Raw genomic sequence first — 19,181 nt, 5'->3', positions numbered from 1 at the left:
GCAGTAAAATGAATGTAAATGACATTGACGGAAACAAAGGGGTTTTGGTCATGGGGCATATTGCGATTGAGCGGCCGTCATTGCGGCTGTGGCTTTCGAAAATGATCGACATGCACGATCAGCTTCAGTCCGCGGATGACCAGGAGCATGCGGACAAAGTGAAGCAGCTCATCGAAAAAGCGGCATCCGGTGAGCTCATTGTCGCATTTTGCGGCCATTTTTCCGCCGGCAAATCGAGTTTGATCAACGCGTTGCTCGGCGAGCCGATGCTGCCGTCCAGCCCGATTCCGACGAGCGCCAATCTCGTCAAGGTGAAAGCCGGTCCGGACTATGTGCGCGTCTTTTTCCACCGCGATGAGCCGGTCGAGTATGAACCGCCGTACGACCCGGACTTGATTCGCGCCCAATGCCGGGACGGGGAGACGATCGAATGGATTGAAATCAGCCGAACGACGGACGCCATCCCGCCGGGGGTCGCGATCCTCGATACGCCGGGCATCGATTCGACCGATGACGCCCACCGCCTGGCGACGGAGTCAGCGCTTCATTTGGCGGATGTCGTCTTTTACGTCATGGATTATAACCATGTGCAGGCGGAATTAAACTTCCAATTTACAAAACAATTAACAGATGAAGGAAAGACCGTTTATTTGATCATCAACCAAATCGATAAACATTGCGACGACGAGTTGCCGTTCGCTGAATTTCGCGCCTCGGCCGCCGAGGCGTTCCGGCGTTGGGGGGTTGAGGCGGCCCGTTTGTTTTTCTTGTCGCTGAAAGACCCGTCACATCCGCACAACGAATGGCATGAGCTTGTCGCTTGTTTGCGCCGGTTGTTTGCCGACAAGGAGGAATGGCTCGTCCGCGGCGCCGAGTCGGCGTTAAAACGGATCGCCGACTGCCATCTTGAGCATCTCCGCGCGCGGCACGAGCCGCTTGAGCAAAAAATTGAGGCGCGCCTCGAGGCGCTTGGCGGCGCCGATGACGAGGGGGCTGCCATCGCGGAGCTCGATCGCCTTGAGGCGGAGCTTGCCGATTGGCAAACAGCGCCGTCGCGGGCGGAGGAGGCGTTCCGTTCGGAGCTTGAGCGCGTGTTGCAAAACGCGTACGTGATGCCGTTTGAGACGAGGGAGCGGGCTGAGGCGTACTTGCAGGCGATGCAGCCGAATTTCAAAGTGGGCTTGTTGTTCGCGAAGACAAAAACGGAGCAAGAGCGCAAGCGGCGGCTTGAGGTGTTTTATGAAAGCGTCAAAGCGCAAGCGGCGGCGCAAATTGAATGGCACGTCCGCCAGCTCCTTGTTCAGTTTGGGAAAGAATGGCATGCTGATGACGCTTGGCTCAGCGAGTGCCAGCAATGGACGGCGGAGTGGGATGAGACGATGCTTGCCGGCCTCGTCAAACAAGGGGCGGAATCAAGCGGCGCCGCGCTATTAAATTATACGGATGAGGTGGCGGCGGCGCTGAAAAAACGCTACCGTGACTCGGCGCTCGCCTTGTTTGCCGAACTGAAGGAACAAATCGCCAAACGGGCGGCCGCCCAAACAGAAACATTGAACGGACAGCTTTCGGCGGCGCGCGAAAAAGTGGAGCTCGCCGCCCGCCTCGCCCGCCTCAGAGCCGAGCGGGACGAGCGCCGGCGTGCGTTCGAGCAGCTGATCGCTGCTCCATGCGAGTCTGCATCGCTTGATGAAAACCGTCTCGCCGCGTTGACGGCGCCGCCGGTCTTCCGGAAAGCGCGTCATGCCGAGGCGGCAAAACCGCAAGCAGCATCCAAGCCAGCGGAAACAAGCAGTCTTTCCGTCAAAGAGCAAGCGCTTGGTCAGGAAGCGGCCGGCCTCGGAGTGAGCGAAAGAGCGGACGAAGCTCGGACGCTTTCAAGCGGCGGAAAACAGCGGAGCGAAGAGGCGGCCGATCGGCTTGAGGCGGCGGCGGCTTGGCTTGAACGGTCCGAAATGCTTGGCCGCTTCGCTGGACCGTTGCGCGACAAGGCGCGTCGGCTTCGCGAGCGATCGTTTACCGTCGCCTTGTTTGGCGCCTTCAGCGCCGGCAAATCGTCGCTGGCGAACGCCTTGCTCGGCGCCCCGCTTCTGCCATCGTCGCCCAACCCGACAACCGCCGCCATCAGCAAAATCGCCCCGCCTGATCACAAGCATCCGCACGGCACGGCGGTGGTCAAGGTGAAAAGCGAACCGAAAATTTGGGCGGATGTGCAATCGTCGCTTCGGCAGTGCGGCCATGAGGCGGATACATGGGATGAAGCGCTCCGCCTTTGCGCCCGCCTGGCCGAATCGGGAGCCGAACATCCGGCGCAAAAGCCGCATGTGGCTTTTTTGGCAGCTGCCGCGGCCGGCTATGAGCGGATGAACGGTCGATTCGGGGAGATCGTCTCCATCGGTTGGGAAGAACTCGAGACGTATGTCGCTGACGAAGCGGTGTCATGTTTCTTAGATGAGGTCGTGTTGTACGCCGACTGTCCGCTCACCCGCCAAGGGGTGACGCTTGTGGATACCCCGGGGGTGGATTCACTTAACGCCCGCCATACGGGAGTGGCGTTTCATTACATGAAGCATGCTGATGCGTTGTTGTTTGTGACGTATTATAACCATGCGTTCTCGAAAGCAGACCGCGAGTTTTTGCTTCAGCTTGGGCGCGTGAAAGACACGTTTGCGCTTGATAAAATGTTTTTCGTCATCAATGCGGCTGATTTGGCCCAGTCGAAAGAGGAGCTTGAGGCCGTCATTTCCTATATGAACGGAGAGCTCGCCCGCTTCGGCATCCGCTTTCCGCGCCTTTATGCGCTCTCAAGCCGCTTGGCGCTGGCGGAAAAAACGGGGGCCGAGCCCGGTCCGCGCGGCGTCTTGGCGGACTCCGGCTTGTCTGCCTTTGAAACCGACTTCTTCCGCTTCTTAACGGAAGAACTGGCGGAAGTCGCCGTCGAGAGCGCATATGCCGAGCTTGAGCGGGCGCGGCGGACGGCAGAGGAATTCGCGCGCGCCGCCGGGCAAAGCGAAGCGGAAAAAGCGGAGAAACGGCAGGCGCTTGAGGCGGTGAAAACGAAGATGCACGCCGTGCTTGCTGGCATTGATGATGCCTACGGCCGGCAGGCGCTTTGCCAGGAAGTCGACGAATTGCTCTATTACGTCAAGCAGCGCGTCTTTTTCCGCCTCAACGATGTGTTTAAGGAGGCGTTCAACCCGGCGGTGCTCCGCGACGACCAAGGCCCGGCGCGTCGGGCGCTTGAGCGTTGCCTCGACGAGTTGCTCGCATCGGTTGGCTTTGATTTGGCCCAAGAGTTGCGGGCGACGAGCTTGCGTGTTGAGTCGTTTTTGCACAAGCAGCTGGCCGAGCAGTTCTCGCGCCTATTCCATGAGCTTCGTCGTTTCGATGATGCGCTCGCGCTCACGCCGCCTGAGCCGTTTGCCTTTTCGGCGCCGGAGTTTGCCAACGCCCTTGGGGATGTAGACCGGGTGCGGTTTACCAAGGCGCTTTCGCTGTATAAAAACGCCAAATCATTTTTTGAGCGCGACGAAAAGCGGCGGATGAAAGAGGAAATTGAGGCGGCGCTTGTCGAGCCGATCGACGCCTATTTGGCTGAGCAAAAAGAGCGGCTTGTGGCGACGTATGCAGAACAATACAAGGCTGCCGTCGCCGCACTTTCGGCCGCTCTCGCGGAACAAGTCGACAGCTATATGGAGGGCTTGCTTGCCGTGCTCTCCGCAACGGCGGATCATGAGGCGCTCGCCCGCATCGAAGCGGCGCTTCGCGGCCTTCTTTCGGGCCGCGGCGGGGAGGCGCGTTGATGAACCGGTTTCACGCTTGCGCTACATGCATCCACTACCGTATAGAAAAGCGAGCCGACGGGCTGTACACGTATTGCCGCCGGCTCGGCTATGCGACGAAACCGAACTATCGGTTCAACTGTTGGACGCCGAAACCGAACGTCCGGCGTTTGATGGAAAAAGAAGCAGGAAAGGACGAGGACCATTGAGCGAAGTGCATCACGCGATCACTGCCCATGTGCAAAAACAGCATACCATCTTGAAGCAATTTGCTATGCTCGACGCCGAGCGCGAGCGGCTCATCGACGAAGCGGTCGAGCGGTGCCGCCGCGGCGAGCCGTTTACGGTTGATGGGATCAATGAAGTGACGAAGCGGATGAACGAACTGGCCAAAAGCGGCCTCGTGCCGGCGCGCCGGTGCGTGACGCCGGAGATGGTGCGCGAGTACGTGAACCGGCTTGAAGGGAAAGAGCGATCGTGACGATGGCGAGCGCTGGCTGAGCGTGTCGGCGCCGCCGGCGTCCTGTTGATGATTGGCTGCTTTCCGTTCCGATCAAGAAACAACGTTTGGCGTCAGCAAAAACAAAAAGGGGGAGGACATATGGCGTCGCTTGTTTCCCATGAATGGCTCCTTCGCCATTTGCACGACGAAAACACGCGCATTCTTGATTGTCGGTTTTGGCTTGGCGATCCTGCGAAAGGAGCGGCCGTTTACCAGGAAGATCATATTCCCGGTGCCGTGTATATGGACTTGGAACGCGACTTGTCGGGCCCAGTCGGAGAGCACGGCGGCCGCCACCCGCTTCCGTCGGCCGAGCAAGCGGCGGACGTGTTTGGCCGGGTCGGCATCGATGAAACGGTGACCGTTGTCGCTTACGACGACCAAGACGGGGCGATGGCGGCGCGTTGCTGGTGGCTGCTTCGCTATTTCGGCCATGCCCACGCATACGTATTGGACGGCAATTATCGTGAATGGAAGAAGAAAGGGCATCCGGTGACGAACGTCGTCCCTGCTGTGGCGTCCCGCCCGTTTCGGCCGCGTCCGGATCGGTCATGGCTGGCGACGGTTGAGGATGTGCGCGCCGCCGTCCGCGATCGCTCGGCTGTGCTCATTGATTCGCGTGAATGGAAGCGATATGCCGGCCTGGAAGAACCGATCGACCGCCGAGCCGGCCGCATCCCAGGAGCGGTGCACCGGTTTTGGAAAGACGGAATGACGGAAGGCGGCTACTGGAAAAGCGCTGTCGAGCAGGCGGCTCGGTTTGCCGATTTTGACCGTGGGCAGCCGTTGATCGTTTACTGTGGTTCCGGCGTCACCGCCTGCCCGAACGTGTTGGCGCTCCACGAAGCTGGTTATCACAACGTTCGGCTGTACGTCGGCAGTTTCAGCGACTGGATTTCCTATCCGGACCACCCGATTGAAACGGGTGACCCGTCATCCGATGCTTAGTTTTCTCCGATTCGGGCTGAAACATCATTCGACGCCTCGGTGTTGTCGGATGGAACCGTTGTTTCCTTTTCGTTTTCTTTTTTCGGTCCGCATGAGGTCGAAGCGTTGTTGATTTTCAACGATTTTCACCTAGTGTTTGTTTCGCTTTTCTTCCATTGTTTCGGCCGTCGGTTGAAGCCGCTGTATGCATAGTTTTTTGGCCGCCGGCGGATACTATAGGTGAACCGACGGAAGCAGAGGAGGAGACGCATGGGCCGGACAAAACTTGGCAATGCCAATGCCCAACGAAACAACAACGCGAAGAAGAAAAACGGCTTTAACGAATGGAGGAGCGAATTCGCTTCGTACGCAGAAGTCGAAGCGGAGAAAATGAAAAACGATCATAAAAACATCCGATCATGATGAGGGCGCGCCCCTCGTTTTTTCGTTTTAAGCACGATGGTTGGCAAATGGCAAACGTATGTGCTATAATCGTGGACAGAGCGGCGGGAGGCGCCGGTAGGGAGGGGACAACGTGCGGAAATGGCTAGTCATTCTTTTGTTCTTGGCTGTCGCCGGCTATGGCCTTTGGAATGTGATGGCAGCTGACAAACCGAATGAAGCAAACGGAGCCGGTCCGGAAGTGGGTCAGACGGCTCCCGACTTGACCTTGCCGGCGCTTGGGGGCCAGTCGGTTAAGTTGTCGGCGCTGCGCGGCAAAGCGGTCGTCCTCAACTTTTGGACGTCGTGGTGCCCGCCGTGCAAAAAGGAAATGCCGGAGCTTGCCAAGTTTTACGAGCGGTATGGCCGCGAAGTTGCGCTCCTTGCCGTTCATTTGACGACGCAAGATACGTTGGACAACGCTGAGCGGTTTGCGAAAGCGAACAGGCTCATGTTTCCAGTCGGCCTCGATGTGCGCGGCGAAGCGCTTCGTCAATATCGAATCCAAACGATTCCAACGACGTATATTATCGATCCAAACGGCGTCATTCGGCGAAAAATTGTCGGCCCGGTGACGGCGAAGCGGCTCGAGCAGGAAACAGCGCTTTTTCGTTGAGCAGATGGCTGCAGCGAAAGGCGCTTTCTTCGTGGTTCGTTATTTTTCAAAAAGTTGTCATAATTTTTATCTTTTTTGGGCATGAATAAGATTACAATAAAAGTGAGGGGAGGTTGAAGCGATGAGACGATCCCGCAAAATGACTCTCCAAGAACTGATCAGCGAGAACAAACGGCAATTGTTGAACGATCGGGAAGCGCTCGAAAAAATCGAGAAAAAGCTGGAAGAGCGGATGCTCAAAAAAGCAGAATGACCCATGCATAGCGGTTCTCCGGGCGGACAGACTAGATGGCGAGGAGGCGAAGACAATGAGCAATCCGAAAGGAAGCCGCAAACATTTCGTGCCAAACCATATCGGCACACAGCCTCGCGCCGCAGGAGGAAACAAGGGCAAACAAATGCAAGACCAGTCCGGCCAGCACGCCCAAGTCATCCAAACGAAGGGCGAATAGCCGGAAACTCGCGCAAAGGAGGAAGCATTCATGCCGCGTCCGAAACCGGATGACCGCAGCGACAATGTGGAAAAGCTGCAAGAAATGGTGCAAAACACCATTGAGAACATAGAAAAAGCCGAAGAAACGATGCAGTTTGCGTCGCCGGAGGAGCAGGAGAAGATCCGGGCGAAAAACCGCCGCCGCGAAGAAGCGATCGCGGCCATGCGCGCGGAAATTAAAGACGAAGCCGCTGCACGGGAGCACGGCTACCAGTAAACGAAGCAGCCCTCATGCGGGGGGGCGGCTTCGTTTTTTTGTCTACCGCTTGAGCGAGCCGACGGGCGAATGGTAACATAGAAGAGGAGGCCCGGTAAAAAATGGAGGGAGAACGAACGTGAAAGTGGCAGAAAAACAAATTGAAGTGCGTTATGCGGAAACAGACCAAATGGGCGTCGTCTACCACGCGAACTATTTAGTTTGGATGGAAGTCGGGCGCACGGAATTGATCAAACAGCTTGGCTTTCATTATGCTGACATGGAGAAAGAAGGCATCATTTCGCCTGTTGTCGATTTGCAAGTGTCGTACAAAAAGCCGCTTCGTTATGGGGAAACCGCGACTGTCCGCACATGGATTGACGCCTATGACGGCATCCGCGTGACATACGGCTACGAGATTCTCGCCCCGGACGGCGAGGTGGCGGTGACCGGAAAGTCGCAGCATGTTTGCGTCAAGCGCGATACGTTTCGGCCGATCGTGATCCGCAAATATTTTCCTGACTGGCATGAAGCATATGAGCGGGCGAAGCGGTAAAGGGGAGCGGTGCGATGGCGTTTGGCATCCGCCGACATGAGCTCGCGGCATGGAAAGAGAAAGTGAAGCGCGGTGAAATCGCCTTTTTGACCCACTATTGGTACGACGAACGGTTTCCGCATTGCACGACAGTGACGAAAGTCGGCTGCGCCGATGTCGAAAAACTCGCCGCTTGGGGGCGGCAGTACGGGCTGAAGGAAGAGTGGATCGACCGGCGCGGTGAGTTTCCGCATTTCGATTTGCTCGGTGAGACGCAAACGCGCATTTTGCAGCAGGAAGGACGGCTGTTTGAACTGGAACGATTCACGAAACGGGGGAAGAAGGAATGATGATCGATTTGGCCGTTGTGAAGGAAATGTCGAAACATACGTTGATCGATACGCTCGGCATCGAAATTGTTGAGATTGGCGAAGGCCGCGTCGTCGCGACGATGCCGGTCGACTGGCGCACGCACCAGCCGGCTGGGCTGCTGCATGGCGGCGCCTCAGTCGCCTTAGCGGAGACGGTCGCCAGCATCGGCGCGTACGCGCTTGTGGACCCCAACACGGAAAACGTCGTTGGATTGGAAATCAACGCCAATCACGTCCGCGCCGTTCGCCGCGGGACGGTGACGGCGACAGGGACGGTGTTGCACCGCGGCCGGACGACGATGGTGTGGGATGTGCGCATTACGGACGAACAAGGGGAGCTCGTCTGCATCTCCCGCTGCACGATCGCCATTATTCGAAAAAGCGAGCGCCAAGGCTAGCTTTTTCAATCGCCGCGGGACATTCAATGGACGAGAAAAACCGGCTCCTCGCTTTTTTCGTCCAAATCCACAGTCAAATCACGTCCATCGAAATACCATTGGTCGCTCTCTTCAATAAAAAAGGTGATGCCATCAACCGTCGTCTGCGCCGCCGGCTTGTCGACCAGTTCGTCTTTGGCCATGCCAAGCGAAAACCCTTTTTGCACGGTGCTGCACCCGCCGTAGCGGGCAAAAAAGCGGATCGCATCGCCCGGCTTCAGCCCGAGCTCCCGCTTGTACCAATCAAACGCTTTTTTTGTAATCATGATGTTCATGGCTTCCCCTCCTCACTTGTTTATTATAAGTGAATGGACGGCGCCGGTAAAACGATTGTGTGAACATGAGTCAGTCAAGACTTTGTGGAGAACATTTTTTCGGTTCACTACGGGCGTTGTCAATCACTAGTTAGCGAACCATTTTCAGGAATTAATATCGTAAGCGCTTTCGGACTCTCATCCCTCATCTTGAGGCGATGATACGATATTCCATTTTTTTACACCCAACCACCATCCCGGAGCGCCGACAACGCTTGATGGATCGGCGTCCCGGATGACCGCTGCAGACACGGTAGATTCTGACGCACCACATCTGCCCATAACCGTCCGGCCTTCCGTTTGGCCTGTTCGATCCGCTTGGACTTTGTTGAGGCCGAGACGGCCGACTGGGGCTCTTGCTCCTCCCACCGTCCCTTTCTCCACCCGATCCCGTCGATTCGGGCCGCCATCGCCCTCAGAAACGCCCGAAGCCCTTGGTCTTTCCAGCTGCGGCGGGATTTCACCCGATGCGCAAACCGGCTCATCACGCTCTCGGCGTGGCCCATCGGACGCATGCCGGTCGTCTCCACCCCTTGCTCCGACAGCCACTCCCGATAGTCCCGGATGCATCCCGGCATCGACTCGATCCGGCGGATCATGGCAGCCATCTGCTTCTCTTTCGCTTCGTCCTCCAACGTGCCGACCGCGCTGTTCAGCTCCACCAGAAGCCCCTCTTCGTCTTGTTTCGCCAGCTTCTTCCGCACCTCCCGCCAACGCGGATGGCCGGACAGACACTGACGCAGCTCCCGCGCCACATGAAATCGATCCAGCTGAAAGCACGCCCGCTTCCCAAAATACTCCCGGCAGGCCGTGATCCACGACGCCGCGTCGCCGTTGATGATCAAAAGGTCCCGGCACGGATCATAGGCATATTCGTTCATCAGCCACTCTTCAAACCGTTCCCACACGTCTCCCGCCCCTTCATGGAGGTAGTGGCGCCGGTTTACCAGCTCAAGCTGCGAACCGTTTCGTTTCCATCCCTCGTGAATCGCCAGGATTTTCTCTTCTTTCGCCCGTTTCCCTTTCCCCTGGCGGGAAATGAACAGCCCATCCGCCTCCACAAACAGCACTCGGCCGTGCCGTTTGGAAACAGGGTGGTGCAGCGAGACAGGGGCCTCCAGCACCAGTTGGCGAATCGCCTCGTGGCTCATGACCGCATACCCTACGATCGACTCGAGTGTGCGAGCCGCTTTGCGGTAGGAAGAGCACTCTACGGCCAACTCGACCGCCGTTTCCTCGAGGCAAGGACTGATCGATCGGGCCCCATCAAAGCCTAATTCGGCATCCAGCAAGAAGGTATAGTTCCCCGTTTGCCGGTCATAGTAGTAGTTCCGTCGAAACGTCACTTCTCCAAACAGCGTTTGGATCGTAGTCGGCCGTTTGTCTTTCAGCTGATACCGGCGCTTGTCCCGCGCTTCCGCCAGTTGTTGATCAATCTCCTCCAAAAGGGCCGCCAACAAGACAGCGAACACCTTTTGAAGAGTTCTGACTAATTGTTCCTCCAGCTCTTTTAATAAAGGCCATTCTGTGGTAAGATGTTTCATGGACTCTCTCCCTCCTGTTTTCGGTTGATGTTGACAATCACCATCATAGCAGGGAGAGAGTCCTTTTTGCATGACATTTGCTTTTTTCTACCGCGCTTCGCTTGGTGGCCCCGACGAGCGTCGCGAACAAAAGTTCGCAACCCTCGTCGGGGATCATTTCGGAATGTCACCCACAAATATTTTACTCACACTGTGAACATTAGCTGACAATTTTAGGATAAAGCGCTTTCCATAAAGTGACGGTGTCCTTGTTTTCATCGGTTGGAGTAAAACGCTGGCTGGCGGCAAACAGTAAAAGCGAAGGGGGTGAGGGCGGTGGGCAAAAAGCGGACGTTTCCGCTCAGCTACGAATCCGACGGACTGATGGGGAAAAGCAATGAAAAGCATCCGCGCCGCTCGGACAGCCGGCAAACGGGCAAACAAGCGCCTGATTTTTTCAACACGACGCCATCGAGCGAATAAAAAAGCCGAATCGAGCGGGCGATGGTTGAACATCGCGCTGTTTTGTGAATAAAGTAGCCAGTAGGCTGCTTTTTTTTATGGCACCTACTATACAAACGGGCCGGTCCGCGCTATCATTACTTGAGGGACATCTTTTTCGAAAGGAGTGGCGTTTTCGTATATGAGTAGTTCAAGCCCGAACGAACCGGAACCGGAATATAGCGGGGAACGCGGCCTGTTCCTTTTCTTGCCGGCTGCTCATCATACGAAAACGGGCTCCGGACGGAAAGGAAGAGGCGCCGCCTTCCTCGCGTGAAAAGGAGGAAGGATGCCAGATGATGAAAATGTATTTGTCCGATGCCAGCGGCAAAATGCGCGAAATCGATCATATTGAAAATGGCTGCTGGATCAATCTCGTTGCCCCGACGGAAGACGAAATTCGCTACATCGCCCACCATTTGGACATTCCGATCGATTCGATCAAAGACGCGTTGGATGACGAGGAGCGGTCGCGCGTCGAAAAGGAAGACAACCATGTGCTCATTATCGTCGACATTCCGATTGTCGCCCATGATGAAGTGGACGGCCCGATTTACGAGACGATTCCGATCGGCATGATCATTACGAACACGTGTTTTATTACGGTTTGCTTGCAGGAGAATCCGATTTTCGAAGAATTCTCCAAAAACAAAATCAAAAACTTTTACACGTTTATGAAGACGCGGTTTGCGTTGCAAATGCTGTACATGATTTCAACGTATTATTTGCGCTACTTGAAGCAAATCAATCGGCGGACGAGCGAAATCGAAAAAGAATTGCACCAATCGATGAAAAACAAGGAGCTGTTTTCGCTTCTCAGCATGGAAAAAAGCTTAGTGTATTTCATGACGTCGCTGAAGGCGAACAACATCGTCATGGAGCGGCTCATGCGCCTCAATTATTTGCGCATGTACGAAGATGACCAGGATTTGCTGCAGGACGTCATTATTGAAAACAAGCAGGCGATTGAAATGGCCGAAGTATACAGCAGCATTTTAAGCGGCATGATGGACGCGTTCGCTTCGGTCATCTCAAACAACTTAAACATTGTGATGAAGTTTTTGACGGCCATTACGATCGTCATTTCGCTGCCGACGATGGTGGCGAGTTTCTACGGCATGAACGTACCGATTCCGTACCAACACTCTCCGTACGCCTTTTTGATCGCGATGGCGCTCGCCGGTTCACTGTCAGCGGCGACGGCGTACATCTTTTGGAAAAAGCGATACTTTTGACGGCCAGGCGCGTTTTGGATGGCCATGCGAACGGCTGCCCTGTCATTGGGGCAGCCGCTTTTGCTTTCGGACGGCCACACCGCCGGAGAGGATGAATTTCATCGCCTCTTCCGGCGAGATGTCGACGACTTCCACTTGCTCTTTCGGGACGAGCAGGGTGAGCCCGGCGACTTGAAACGCCTGCGGGATATAGACGGCGACGTAGTCGGCGAGAGGATCGTGCCAAGCGCCGACATCCTCCATCGTCATGAAGCCGAGGCATTTCCAGCCGCTTTCTGGCATTGTAACGAGCACAACTTGCGAAAAACGATCGTTTTTCCCCGACGAAGGAAGCGATTGTATCTTTGGCGACGGAATAAACCGTTTTCATCAAGGGAATGCTTTCAAGCAACCGGTCGATCAGTCGAATGAGGCGGCCGCTTACGTATTGCGTCGACAGCCAACCGCAGACGGTAATCAGCGCGACAGTCGCCAATAGGCCTAGGCCGGGAATGTAGCGGCCATCCAAATACGGACGGACGTATTGGCCAAGCAGCCCATCCAAAACGGTGAACACTTTGTAGCACACATAGACGGCGAGTAAAATTGGCACGATCGTCAGCATGCCGTTTAGAAAATGTTTCACGAAAAAACGCATCCCTTTCCCTCCCCGCTATTCATTCTCTACCACCATACCAATTTTTTTGGCTTTATACAACTCTCTATTATATCGAACGTTTTTTGTTATATTCGGTAAGAAAGTTCGTGTTTTTCCTTGACGAACTGCCAAATGTTCCGTATACTTTCGAATGGAACATGGGAAATGGGGGATGGATCATGAACAATCATTACGATGTGATCGTGGTCGGCGCTGGGCCGGCCGGCATTTTCACTTGCTACGAACTGACGCTCAAACTCCCTGGAGCGAACGTGCTCTTAATCGATAAAGGGCACGATATCTATAAACGCAATTGTCCGATTTTGCAAAAAAAATTGAAAAGTGTCCGCCGCCGGCCGGCAAAAAAGACTATGCCGGCTGCGTGCCGGCCTGTTCGATCACGAATGGATTCGGCGGAGCGGGGGCGTATTCGGACGGCAAATTCAATATCACGAGCGAATTCGGCGGCTGGATGACCGACTATTTGCCGGCTTCGACCGTACTTGAGCTCATCCGCTATGTCGATGAGATCAACTTGAAGCACGGAGCGACGACATCGATCACCGACCCGATGACGGATAAAGTGAAAGAGATCGAGCGGCGCGCCTATGCGGCCGGGCTGAAGCTATTGCGCGCGTACGTCCGCCATTTGGGTACAGAGCAAAATTTGGAAATTTTGAAAAGCATTTTTGAATATTTGCGCGAGCGGATTGCGATGCGCTTTACAACGGAAGTGGATGATATCGTGACCGAGCGGACGGAGAGCGGCCATCGAGTGAAAGGCGTTGTGCTGAAAAACGGCGAAACGTTGACAGCGGAAAAAGTCGTCATCGCTCCGGGGCGCGATGGCTCGGTTTGGCTGAGCAAAATCTTGCGCAAGCGCCGTTTGCGGATGATCAACAATCAGGTTGACATCGGAGTGCGCGTGGAAACATCGAACATCGTCATGCAAGAAATTAACGAACATCTGTATGAAGGGAAATTCATTTTCAACACGTCGGTTGGGACGCAAGTGCGCACGTTTTGCAGCAACCCGTCCGGACATGTCGTCGTCGAAAACCATTCCGGCATCATGCTCGCCAACGGCCATGCGTACAAAGATCCAAAGCTCGGCAGCAACAACACGAACTTTGCCCTTCTTGTTTCACATAAGTTTTCCGATCCGTTTGACAAGCCGAACGAATACGCCCATGAAATTTCCCGGCTGGCGAACGCCTTGTCGAACGGCGGCATCATCGTGCAAAAATACGGCGACATTTTAAAAGGACGGCGATCGACGGAAAAGCGAATCAAAGAAGGGTTCATCGAACCGACGCTAAAAGAAGCGGTGCCGGGCGATTTAGGCCTCGTTTTGCCGTACAACACGATGAAAAGCTTGATCGAAATGACGGAAGCGCTCAACCATGTTACTCCGGGGCTTGCCTCTGAGCATACGCTCTTTTATGGGGTGGAAGCGAAGTTTTATTCGGCACGTCCGAAACTCTGAACGACCGCTTTGAAACCGAAATCGCCGGGTTGTATGTCGGCGGCGACGGCGCCGGCATTACGCGCGGCCTTGCGCAGGCGAGCGCCTGCGGCGTCTGGATCGCCCGCGATATCGTCGAGAAATTGACGCATTAGGTGAGGAACCGAGGGCAGGCCCCTTCAAGCGGGGGCCTGTTTTTTTGCTGTCTGCCTGGGGACGGATTAAAAAGTAAACTGAAATGAAAATATAGTTGACAAATATGCGGCTGGTCCGTTACGATAAATGTAATGATATGGAAAGGGGAGAGGAGAGATGGCAAACTGGCTGGTGTTGGCCGAGCAAGTGTTGGGAGGCCACGAGCTGACCGATGAGGAAGCATTGGCGATATTGGATTGTCCGGACGAGGAGTTGCTCCTTTTGCTGCAAGGGGCGTACCGGATTCGCTCCGCCTATTATGGAAACAAAGTGAAGCTGAACATGATCATCAACGCCAAATCCGGCCTCTGTCCGGAAAACTGCGGCTACTGTTCGCAGTCCGCCGTATCGACGGCGCCGGTGAAAACGTATAAAATGGTCGACAAAGAGACGTTGTTGCGCGGCGCGGAAGAAGCACACCGTTTGCGCATTGGGACGTACTGCATCGTCGCCAGCGGCCGCGGGCCGAGCGATAAAGAGATCGACACCGTTGTGTCTGCGGTCAAGGAAATTAAAGAGCGGTTCGGGCTGAAAGTGTGCGCCTGCCTTGGGATCTTAAAGCCGGAGCAGGCGGCGCGGCTGAAAGAGGCGGGAGTCGATCGCTACAATCATAACATTAACACGTCAAAACAGCACCATCCGAACATTACGACGTCCCATACATACGACGACCGGGTGCGGACGGTGGAAACGGTGAAAGAAGCTGGTCTTTCGCCTTGTTCCGGCGTCATCATCGGCATGAAAGAAACGAAGCAGGATGTCGTCGATATGGCGCGCAGTTTGCGGGCGCTTGACGCCGATTCCATTCCAGTCAACTTTTTGCATGCGATCGACGGCACGCTGCTGGCTGGCACGAACGAATTAAACCCGCGTTACTGTTTGAAGGTGCTGGCCCTTTTTCGCTATATGAATCCAACCAAAGAAATCCGCATCGCCGGCGGGCGAGAAGTGAATTTGCGCTCACTTCAGCCGCTTGGCCTGTATGCCGCCAACTCGATTTTTGTCGGCGACTATTTGACGACCGCCGGGCAAGAAAAGTCAGCCGATTATCAAATGCTTGAGGATCTTGGGTTTGAAATCGAATTTGCCCCGGCTCCGCAAGCCGGAGTCGTATCATGAACGATGCCGCCGGAAGATGGCGGCTTTTTGTATGTGCGCTCACCGAGGACAAGACCTAGCGAAGCGGGAGGCATGGGAGGCGCCATGCGGTTTCAGATGGGACGCCACGATGGCGCATCGCAAGCCTTGGCGAGAAGTGGAGCGCATGATAAGACGGTGGACTTGGCCTGCCTATGCTCTGACGAGAAAAGCGGATTGAACCCCTATTGCGCCGTTTGACGCGCTTTTTTGGCATGAAAAGCCAACCCGACGCGTACGATGGGAATACAAGCGGCGAAAAAAAGGCTTCACAAACAGCTAAAAGCTCATTATAATAGCAACAAAAGGAAAGGAAGAGGATGGGGGACATGGCAAAGTCATTCTACCGTTACTTGCTGCGCTTCCGCCATGGACACCAGGAAGATCCGGTCGTCCGGTTTGCGAACGGAGCGTATGAAGACCACAGCTTTCCAAAAGGGTCGACGGACTATGAAGAACTGAGCGGCTATTTGGAGCTTAACGGTGACTATTTGGAAAGTATGGTTGTGTTTGATGAGCTATGGGAGCAATTTTTGCATGAAGCATAACTAAGGGAGCGTTCCCATTTCATAAATTGGGAGCGCTTTCAAATAGCTTTTTTCCGCGCGGTTGCAGGTGTCCACCCTTCTTGGCATGCATATACTATACTAACCATTTGTTCCAAAAGGGGGGAGAGGCCAATGAGCGCGCCGAAACGCCCGAAATTTTCCGTCGGCGACATCGTCGTCAATACATTGTACGGAACGGTCGGAACGATCACCGATATTCAGCAGATTGACGGTACGTTTTTATACGAAATCAACCATGGCCATAGCTTGTTTGCCGAGCAAGCGCTCATTTTATTGTCTGAGTTTGCGGGTGATTTATGGATCGCGGAAGAGATTGAAATTGAGCTGCCATTTTTTCTCGGCGAAATTGTCCGCGTCCGCGATTATGGCGGCCATTTGTTCAAAATTGTCGGGGTGCGGACAGAAATTTACCGCTACTACGGGGAAGGATGGGAAGAGACGATTTACGAATTGAAACGGCTGATGGATGGTTGGGAGATTGAAGTCCATCTGGAAGACATCATTCCGCTTGCCGACGGAGAGGAGACGTCTATTACGCTCGTGCAAGATATTGTCATCGCCGCGCCGGTGAAAGCGTCGCTTCTATTGCCGCCGGCCGACAACGGAGAGAAAGGGCCGTCGGTCGACGAGCTCCTTGACATGTACAACGATTATAAAGCGTTATATGAATGGTTCGGCGATGAACAGTACCAACGGATGATGGAAACAGTTGTAAAACGTTTGCGGACAATCGCCGATCACCAGGATAGAAATTGATAAAGAATAAAAAGAAAATAAGGAATGCCGGCGAAAATGACGATCGCGCCCAATCCATTGACAACTGTTTCCATCATTTTATCGATCGCAGTGAATTTGTCCATTTTGTCCGCCTCCGTGTTTTTTGTTTTGTTGGTACATATGTATGGGGGAGACTGAAAAAATAGTACAACATGATTTTTGACATAAAACGGAAGGCGGCGACATACAACATTACAAAGGGGGCGAGATGCGGTGAAGGAAATTGAAGTGATTATCGATACGGAAGAAATCGCTGAGTTTTTTTACCAAGAACTCATCCGCCGCGGCTTTGTGCCAACGCAAGAGGAGCTTGAGGAGCTCGCGGATATTACGTTTGACTATTTGCTTGAAAAATGCATCATTGATGAAGAGATTGACATCGATGGGGAGTAGTCCTCGTCGTTTTATGATGAAGTTGATTTGGCCGCCGCGATGGCGGCTGTTTTCATCATGGCCAAATGCCGCTCGTAGCGGCTGGTCATGTCGCCCGAGGCCGGAAGCGGGAGCGTTTCAAGCGTCTGCATGATCGCCTCATCGGTGAACCAATCGCGATGATCGTGGAACGGGTGCGCAAGATCCGGCCAAGCTTCCTCAAGGCGGGGGCTGTAAAAGCGGCGCCCATCAGGCGTTTCAGTGAACGATTGCGGCCAGAAGTCGGCGCGTGAGCCGCTGTGGGGGACGCAGCGGGCAAAGCGGCAGGCGCCGCGAAACAGCCGGGCGTCAAACAGCAGCAGACTGTACAGCGTTTTGCCTATATGGATGCGGTGGTGGACGTCGGCGAAATCGCGCACGGTCGTTCCGGCAAGCGCTACGCGGCGGCCTTTGGCATATGGGATGAGCACATCGTTGAACCCGAGCCATTGCTCGACAATAAACGGCCAGCTTGACAGCACGCGGGTGCGGAAAAACGGATGTTCGATGACGCGAAGCTGGATGTACTGCTGCTCGTTGATGATCAGAGCAACCGTAAGAAGCGCGGCATTCCCCGTTTCCCAAAAATGTTCCCACATCGGCTTCATAAACGAAGACACCGCTAGCGCCGGCAACAAATGAAACAGCGGCGTCTCCCTCCGTTTGCTTTCTTCGTACAGCAGAAGCTGCGGATAGGCATCATGAAAAATGAGGGCATTGGCGCGCTCCAAAAACAAAAAAAGGGGTGCAATGATTTGTTCCGGCAGCAAAAACGGAAGAAGGCCGCCGCGCAAATCAGTCATGTTCCAACCGCCGTTGCGCGAGACGAGATGGGCTAAAAACGCCCAATGAATTTCCCGATGGCGCTCAAAAAACGCTAAGTAGGCGGCGGTGCGCGTCACGTTGTTGCGGTTATGTTCCGCCGTTTTCCGGCGAATGGCGGCAACAATGCCCTTTTCTTCCGCGCTGAGCGGTCCGTCAGTCGGGACAGTTGTGCGGGCGGCCATCCGGCGAAGCAGGCCGTCATCGGCGAGGCGGACCGGATGGCGGTACAAAAAGGAGCGGTAGGCATACTGAAGCGGATGGCGCAGCCAAGCGAACGGGCGAGTCGGCATCAGGCTGTCTCTCCTTTGCATCATTTGTGGACTTTTGCCAGAAGACCGCGATCGTTTCGACAAAAGGAGTGCTCGTTTGCTGAAGGAATCGACACGCCAAATCACCAAATAAGTACAATACACGTTTTTCTCGGCTCCGAAGACGATTCGCGATCGAATTCGACATCAACCATAGTATGGGACGCGGAGGGCCGATTTATTGGGAGAAGGGAGAGGAAAACAATGGTTCGTTTATGGGGGAAACGGATGTGGATGACAAAACGTGCATATGAGGCGGTCGTTTTTCAAACACCGCGCTTTGGGGAAACGAAAGGCTACCGGCAAGTGTGCCGCATGACGGTGACGGCGGCCGGACATGATGAAGTGCTGGCGGTGTTGTATCGGATGTTTAATGTCGCCGATCTGATGCCGAAAAACTGTCAAGCTCGATTTATGCGGACTGGGGACGTTGTGCTGATCGATGAAGGGCGGAAAGGACAGACGTACTATCGCCTTTGTCCAGACGGATGGAAACAAGTGGAACGTCAGCTCATCTGTTGACGGAATATTCAAAAATATAGTCGCCAGCAAGAGCTAGAGATGATATAATATGAATAAAGCCCCCTTGTTTCGGGAACGGATAAGAAAGGAAAGGGGGCGGACTTGATGGAACATGACGAACGGCGGCGCGACATGCCGACGGTGGCCCCGGGCATCGACGACGATGAGGAGCTGAATGAAAGAGCGACAAAAGAGGAAATTGAACGCGGGGAATATACAAAAGTCGTCACGCTTGCTTGGGACGAATCTGAGCCGTCGGAACCGCGATAGAAACCCTTGTATCGCACAAGGGTTTCTGCGGTTTGTCACGATTCTGGATTGTCGTGATGGCCCGGACCGTTTTTCCGGCCGCCGGCGGCGGAATATTCTTTGGCATGCGCCTCATCTTCAGCAATCAATGCTTCTTTTGGAATATGGTTGTTCTTTTTCTGCCCGTTAATGCGGTTGCGGTGTTTTTTGCCCATC

The 19,181-nt window shown here is 54.6% G+C and carries 25 protein-coding genes and 2 pseudogenes; 21 read left to right on the top strand and 6 right to left on the bottom strand.

The annotated features are described in order from the left end of the window. Nucleotides 1-50 precede the first annotated feature (50 nt). The 12 genes from GC56T3_RS10250 to GC56T3_RS10205 all read left to right on the top strand — a co-directional run bounded on the left by GC56T3_RS10250 (nucleotide 51) and on the right by GC56T3_RS10205 (nucleotide 8,258). Nucleotides 51-3,800 (top strand): dynamin family protein, encoded by a 3,750-nt coding sequence (locus tag GC56T3_RS10250; RefSeq protein WP_013145454.1) that lies wholly within the window; start codon nucleotides 51-53, stop codon nucleotides 3,798-3,800. Beyond that, nucleotides 3,800-3,988: a hypothetical protein gene (locus tag GC56T3_RS10245; protein ID WP_013145453.1), complete on the top strand. Its 189-nt coding sequence runs from the start codon at nucleotides 3,800-3,802 to the stop codon at nucleotides 3,986-3,988. The genes GC56T3_RS10250 and GC56T3_RS10245 overlap by 1 nt, the downstream gene beginning before the upstream one ends. Continuing rightward, complete coding sequence (locus GC56T3_RS10240; protein WP_013145452.1) at nucleotides 3,985-4,260, top strand: YpbS family protein; 276 nt, start codon at nucleotides 3,985-3,987, stop codon at nucleotides 4,258-4,260. The genes GC56T3_RS10245 and GC56T3_RS10240 overlap by 4 nt, the downstream gene beginning before the upstream one ends. Before the next feature lie 120 nt (nucleotides 4,261-4,380). Next, nucleotides 4,381-5,229, top strand: coding sequence for a sulfurtransferase (locus GC56T3_RS10235; RefSeq protein WP_013145451.1), 849 nt, complete (start codon nucleotides 4,381-4,383; stop codon nucleotides 5,227-5,229). Between the two features lie 249 nt (nucleotides 5,230-5,478). Next, the gene (locus GC56T3_RS19680; protein ID WP_011231053.1) at nucleotides 5,479-5,631 is read left to right on the top strand and encodes a hypothetical protein; all 153 of its coding nucleotides are present in this window, start codon (nucleotides 5,479-5,481) and stop codon (nucleotides 5,629-5,631) included. Nucleotides 5,632-5,743: 112 nt separating this feature from the next. Next, on the top strand, nucleotides 5,744-6,265 hold the full coding sequence (locus tag GC56T3_RS10230; protein ID WP_013145450.1) for a TlpA disulfide reductase family protein: 522 nt from the start codon (nucleotides 5,744-5,746) through the stop codon (nucleotides 6,263-6,265). Between the two features lie 121 nt (nucleotides 6,266-6,386). Then, nucleotides 6,387-6,518: an FbpB family small basic protein gene (locus GC56T3_RS18685; RefSeq protein WP_011231055.1), complete on the top strand. Its 132-nt coding sequence runs from the start codon at nucleotides 6,387-6,389 to the stop codon at nucleotides 6,516-6,518. Between the two features lie 55 nt (nucleotides 6,519-6,573). Beyond that, nucleotides 6,574-6,717, top strand: coding sequence for an acid-soluble spore protein N (locus tag GC56T3_RS10225; RefSeq protein ID WP_011231056.1), 144 nt, complete (start codon nucleotides 6,574-6,576; stop codon nucleotides 6,715-6,717). Between the two features lie 30 nt (nucleotides 6,718-6,747). Then, the gene (tlp, locus tag GC56T3_RS10220; protein ID WP_013145449.1) at nucleotides 6,748-6,975 is read left to right on the top strand and encodes a small acid-soluble spore protein Tlp; all 228 of its coding nucleotides are present in this window, start codon (nucleotides 6,748-6,750) and stop codon (nucleotides 6,973-6,975) included. 118 nt (nucleotides 6,976-7,093) lie between these two features. Further along, entirely contained in the window at nucleotides 7,094-7,510 is a 417-nt protein-coding gene (locus GC56T3_RS10215; RefSeq protein WP_013145448.1) for a thioesterase family protein, read from the top strand. A gap of 14 nt (nucleotides 7,511-7,524) precedes the next feature. Further along, on the top strand, nucleotides 7,525-7,839 hold the full coding sequence (locus GC56T3_RS10210; protein ID WP_011231059.1) for a hypothetical protein: 315 nt from the start codon (nucleotides 7,525-7,527) through the stop codon (nucleotides 7,837-7,839). After that, nucleotides 7,839-8,258, top strand: coding sequence for a PaaI family thioesterase (locus GC56T3_RS10205; protein WP_013145447.1), 420 nt, complete (start codon nucleotides 7,839-7,841; stop codon nucleotides 8,256-8,258). Before GC56T3_RS10210 ends, GC56T3_RS10205 begins: the two co-directional genes overlap by 1 nt. Before the next feature lie 23 nt (nucleotides 8,259-8,281). Here the strand turns inward: GC56T3_RS10205 and GC56T3_RS10200 are convergent, their stop codons facing one another. Together GC56T3_RS10200 and GC56T3_RS10195 are read right to left on the bottom strand one after the other, a co-directional pair. Beyond that, nucleotides 8,282-8,572, bottom strand: coding sequence for a HesB/YadR/YfhF family protein (locus GC56T3_RS10200; protein ID WP_013145446.1), 291 nt, complete (start codon nucleotides 8,570-8,572; stop codon nucleotides 8,282-8,284). Between the two features lie 218 nt (nucleotides 8,573-8,790). Further along, nucleotides 8,791-10,155, bottom strand: coding sequence for an ISLre2 family transposase (locus GC56T3_RS10195; protein ID WP_013145704.1), 1,365 nt, complete (start codon nucleotides 10,153-10,155; stop codon nucleotides 8,791-8,793). Nucleotides 10,156-10,470: 315 nt separating this feature from the next. Between GC56T3_RS10195 and GC56T3_RS19675 the strand changes: the two genes are divergently transcribed. Together GC56T3_RS19675 and GC56T3_RS10190 are read left to right on the top strand one after the other, a co-directional pair. Then, nucleotides 10,471-10,617: a hypothetical protein gene (locus GC56T3_RS19675; protein ID WP_013145445.1), complete on the top strand. Its 147-nt coding sequence runs from the start codon at nucleotides 10,471-10,473 to the stop codon at nucleotides 10,615-10,617. A 314-nt stretch (nucleotides 10,618-10,931) separates the two neighbouring features. Continuing rightward, the gene (locus GC56T3_RS10190; protein ID WP_013145444.1) at nucleotides 10,932-11,870 is read left to right on the top strand and encodes a magnesium transporter CorA family protein; all 939 of its coding nucleotides are present in this window, start codon (nucleotides 10,932-10,934) and stop codon (nucleotides 11,868-11,870) included. Nucleotides 11,871-11,912: 42 nt separating this feature from the next. Here the strand turns inward: GC56T3_RS10190 and GC56T3_RS10185 are convergent. Beyond that, a pseudogene (locus GC56T3_RS10185) lies at nucleotides 11,913-12,474 on the bottom strand (DUF502 domain-containing protein). 212 nt (nucleotides 12,475-12,686) lie between these two features. Here GC56T3_RS10185 and GC56T3_RS10180 point away from each other — a divergent pair. From GC56T3_RS10180 to GC56T3_RS10165, 4 genes and pseudogenes are all read left to right on the top strand, one after another. Beyond that, nucleotides 12,687-14,127 (top strand): annotated as a pseudogene (locus GC56T3_RS10180) (NAD(P)/FAD-dependent oxidoreductase). A 157-nt stretch (nucleotides 14,128-14,284) separates the two neighbouring features. Then, nucleotides 14,285-15,286, top strand: a complete 1,002-nt coding sequence (bioB, locus tag GC56T3_RS10175) for a biotin synthase BioB (RefSeq protein WP_013145443.1) — start codon at nucleotides 14,285-14,287, stop codon at nucleotides 15,284-15,286. A gap of 347 nt (nucleotides 15,287-15,633) precedes the next feature. Continuing rightward, nucleotides 15,634-15,852 (top strand): YozE family protein, encoded by a 219-nt coding sequence (locus GC56T3_RS10170; RefSeq protein ID WP_011231067.1) that lies wholly within the window; start codon nucleotides 15,634-15,636, stop codon nucleotides 15,850-15,852. A gap of 132 nt (nucleotides 15,853-15,984) precedes the next feature. Further along, a complete protein-coding gene (locus tag GC56T3_RS10165; protein WP_013145442.1) occupies nucleotides 15,985-16,629 on the top strand; it encodes a hypothetical protein in 645 nt (214 codons plus the stop codon). On the opposite strand, the gene GC56T3_RS20180 is transcribed toward GC56T3_RS10165, so the two are convergent. Further along, on the bottom strand, nucleotides 16,611-16,733 hold the full coding sequence (locus tag GC56T3_RS20180) for a hypothetical protein (protein WP_013145441.1): 123 nt from the start codon (nucleotides 16,731-16,733) through the stop codon (nucleotides 16,611-16,613). The genes GC56T3_RS10165 and GC56T3_RS20180 overlap by 19 nt on opposite strands. Nucleotides 16,734-16,863: 130 nt before the next feature. Here GC56T3_RS20180 and GC56T3_RS10160 point away from each other — a divergent pair, with 130 nt between their 5' ends. After that, a complete protein-coding gene (locus GC56T3_RS10160; RefSeq protein ID WP_011231069.1) occupies nucleotides 16,864-17,043 on the top strand; it encodes a YozD family protein in 180 nt (59 codons plus the stop codon). Nucleotides 17,044-17,054: 11 nt separating this feature from the next. On the opposite strand, the gene GC56T3_RS10155 is transcribed toward GC56T3_RS10160, so the two are convergent. After that, a complete protein-coding gene (locus GC56T3_RS10155) occupies nucleotides 17,055-18,176 on the bottom strand; it encodes a DUF2515 domain-containing protein (RefSeq protein ID WP_013145440.1) in 1,122 nt (373 codons plus the stop codon). A gap of 222 nt (nucleotides 18,177-18,398) precedes the next feature. On the opposite strand from GC56T3_RS10155, the gene GC56T3_RS10150 reads away from it, so the two are divergent. Next, nucleotides 18,399-18,716, top strand: a complete 318-nt coding sequence (locus GC56T3_RS10150) for a hypothetical protein (RefSeq protein WP_013145439.1) — start codon at nucleotides 18,399-18,401, stop codon at nucleotides 18,714-18,716. Between the two features lie 105 nt (nucleotides 18,717-18,821). After that, complete coding sequence (locus GC56T3_RS19670) at nucleotides 18,822-18,986, top strand: hypothetical protein (protein WP_011231072.1); 165 nt, start codon at nucleotides 18,822-18,824, stop codon at nucleotides 18,984-18,986. Nucleotides 18,987-19,021: 35 nt separating this feature from the next. Here GC56T3_RS19670 and GC56T3_RS19665 read toward each other — a convergent pair whose 3' ends face one another. Beyond that, on the bottom strand, nucleotides 19,022-19,180 hold the full coding sequence (locus GC56T3_RS19665) for a hypothetical protein (RefSeq protein ID WP_008879283.1): 159 nt from the start codon (nucleotides 19,178-19,180) through the stop codon (nucleotides 19,022-19,024). Between the last annotated feature and the right edge of the window lies 1 nt (nucleotide 19,181).

Origin of the sequence: Geobacillus sp. C56-T3 (assembly GCF_000092445.1) — a bacterium.
GTDB classification, from domain to species: Bacteria; Bacillota; Bacilli; order Bacillales; family Anoxybacillaceae; genus Geobacillus; species Geobacillus thermoleovorans.
The sequence above is the reverse complement of the archived record's forward strand: the minus strand, read 5'-3'. Positions and strand labels throughout refer to the sequence as shown.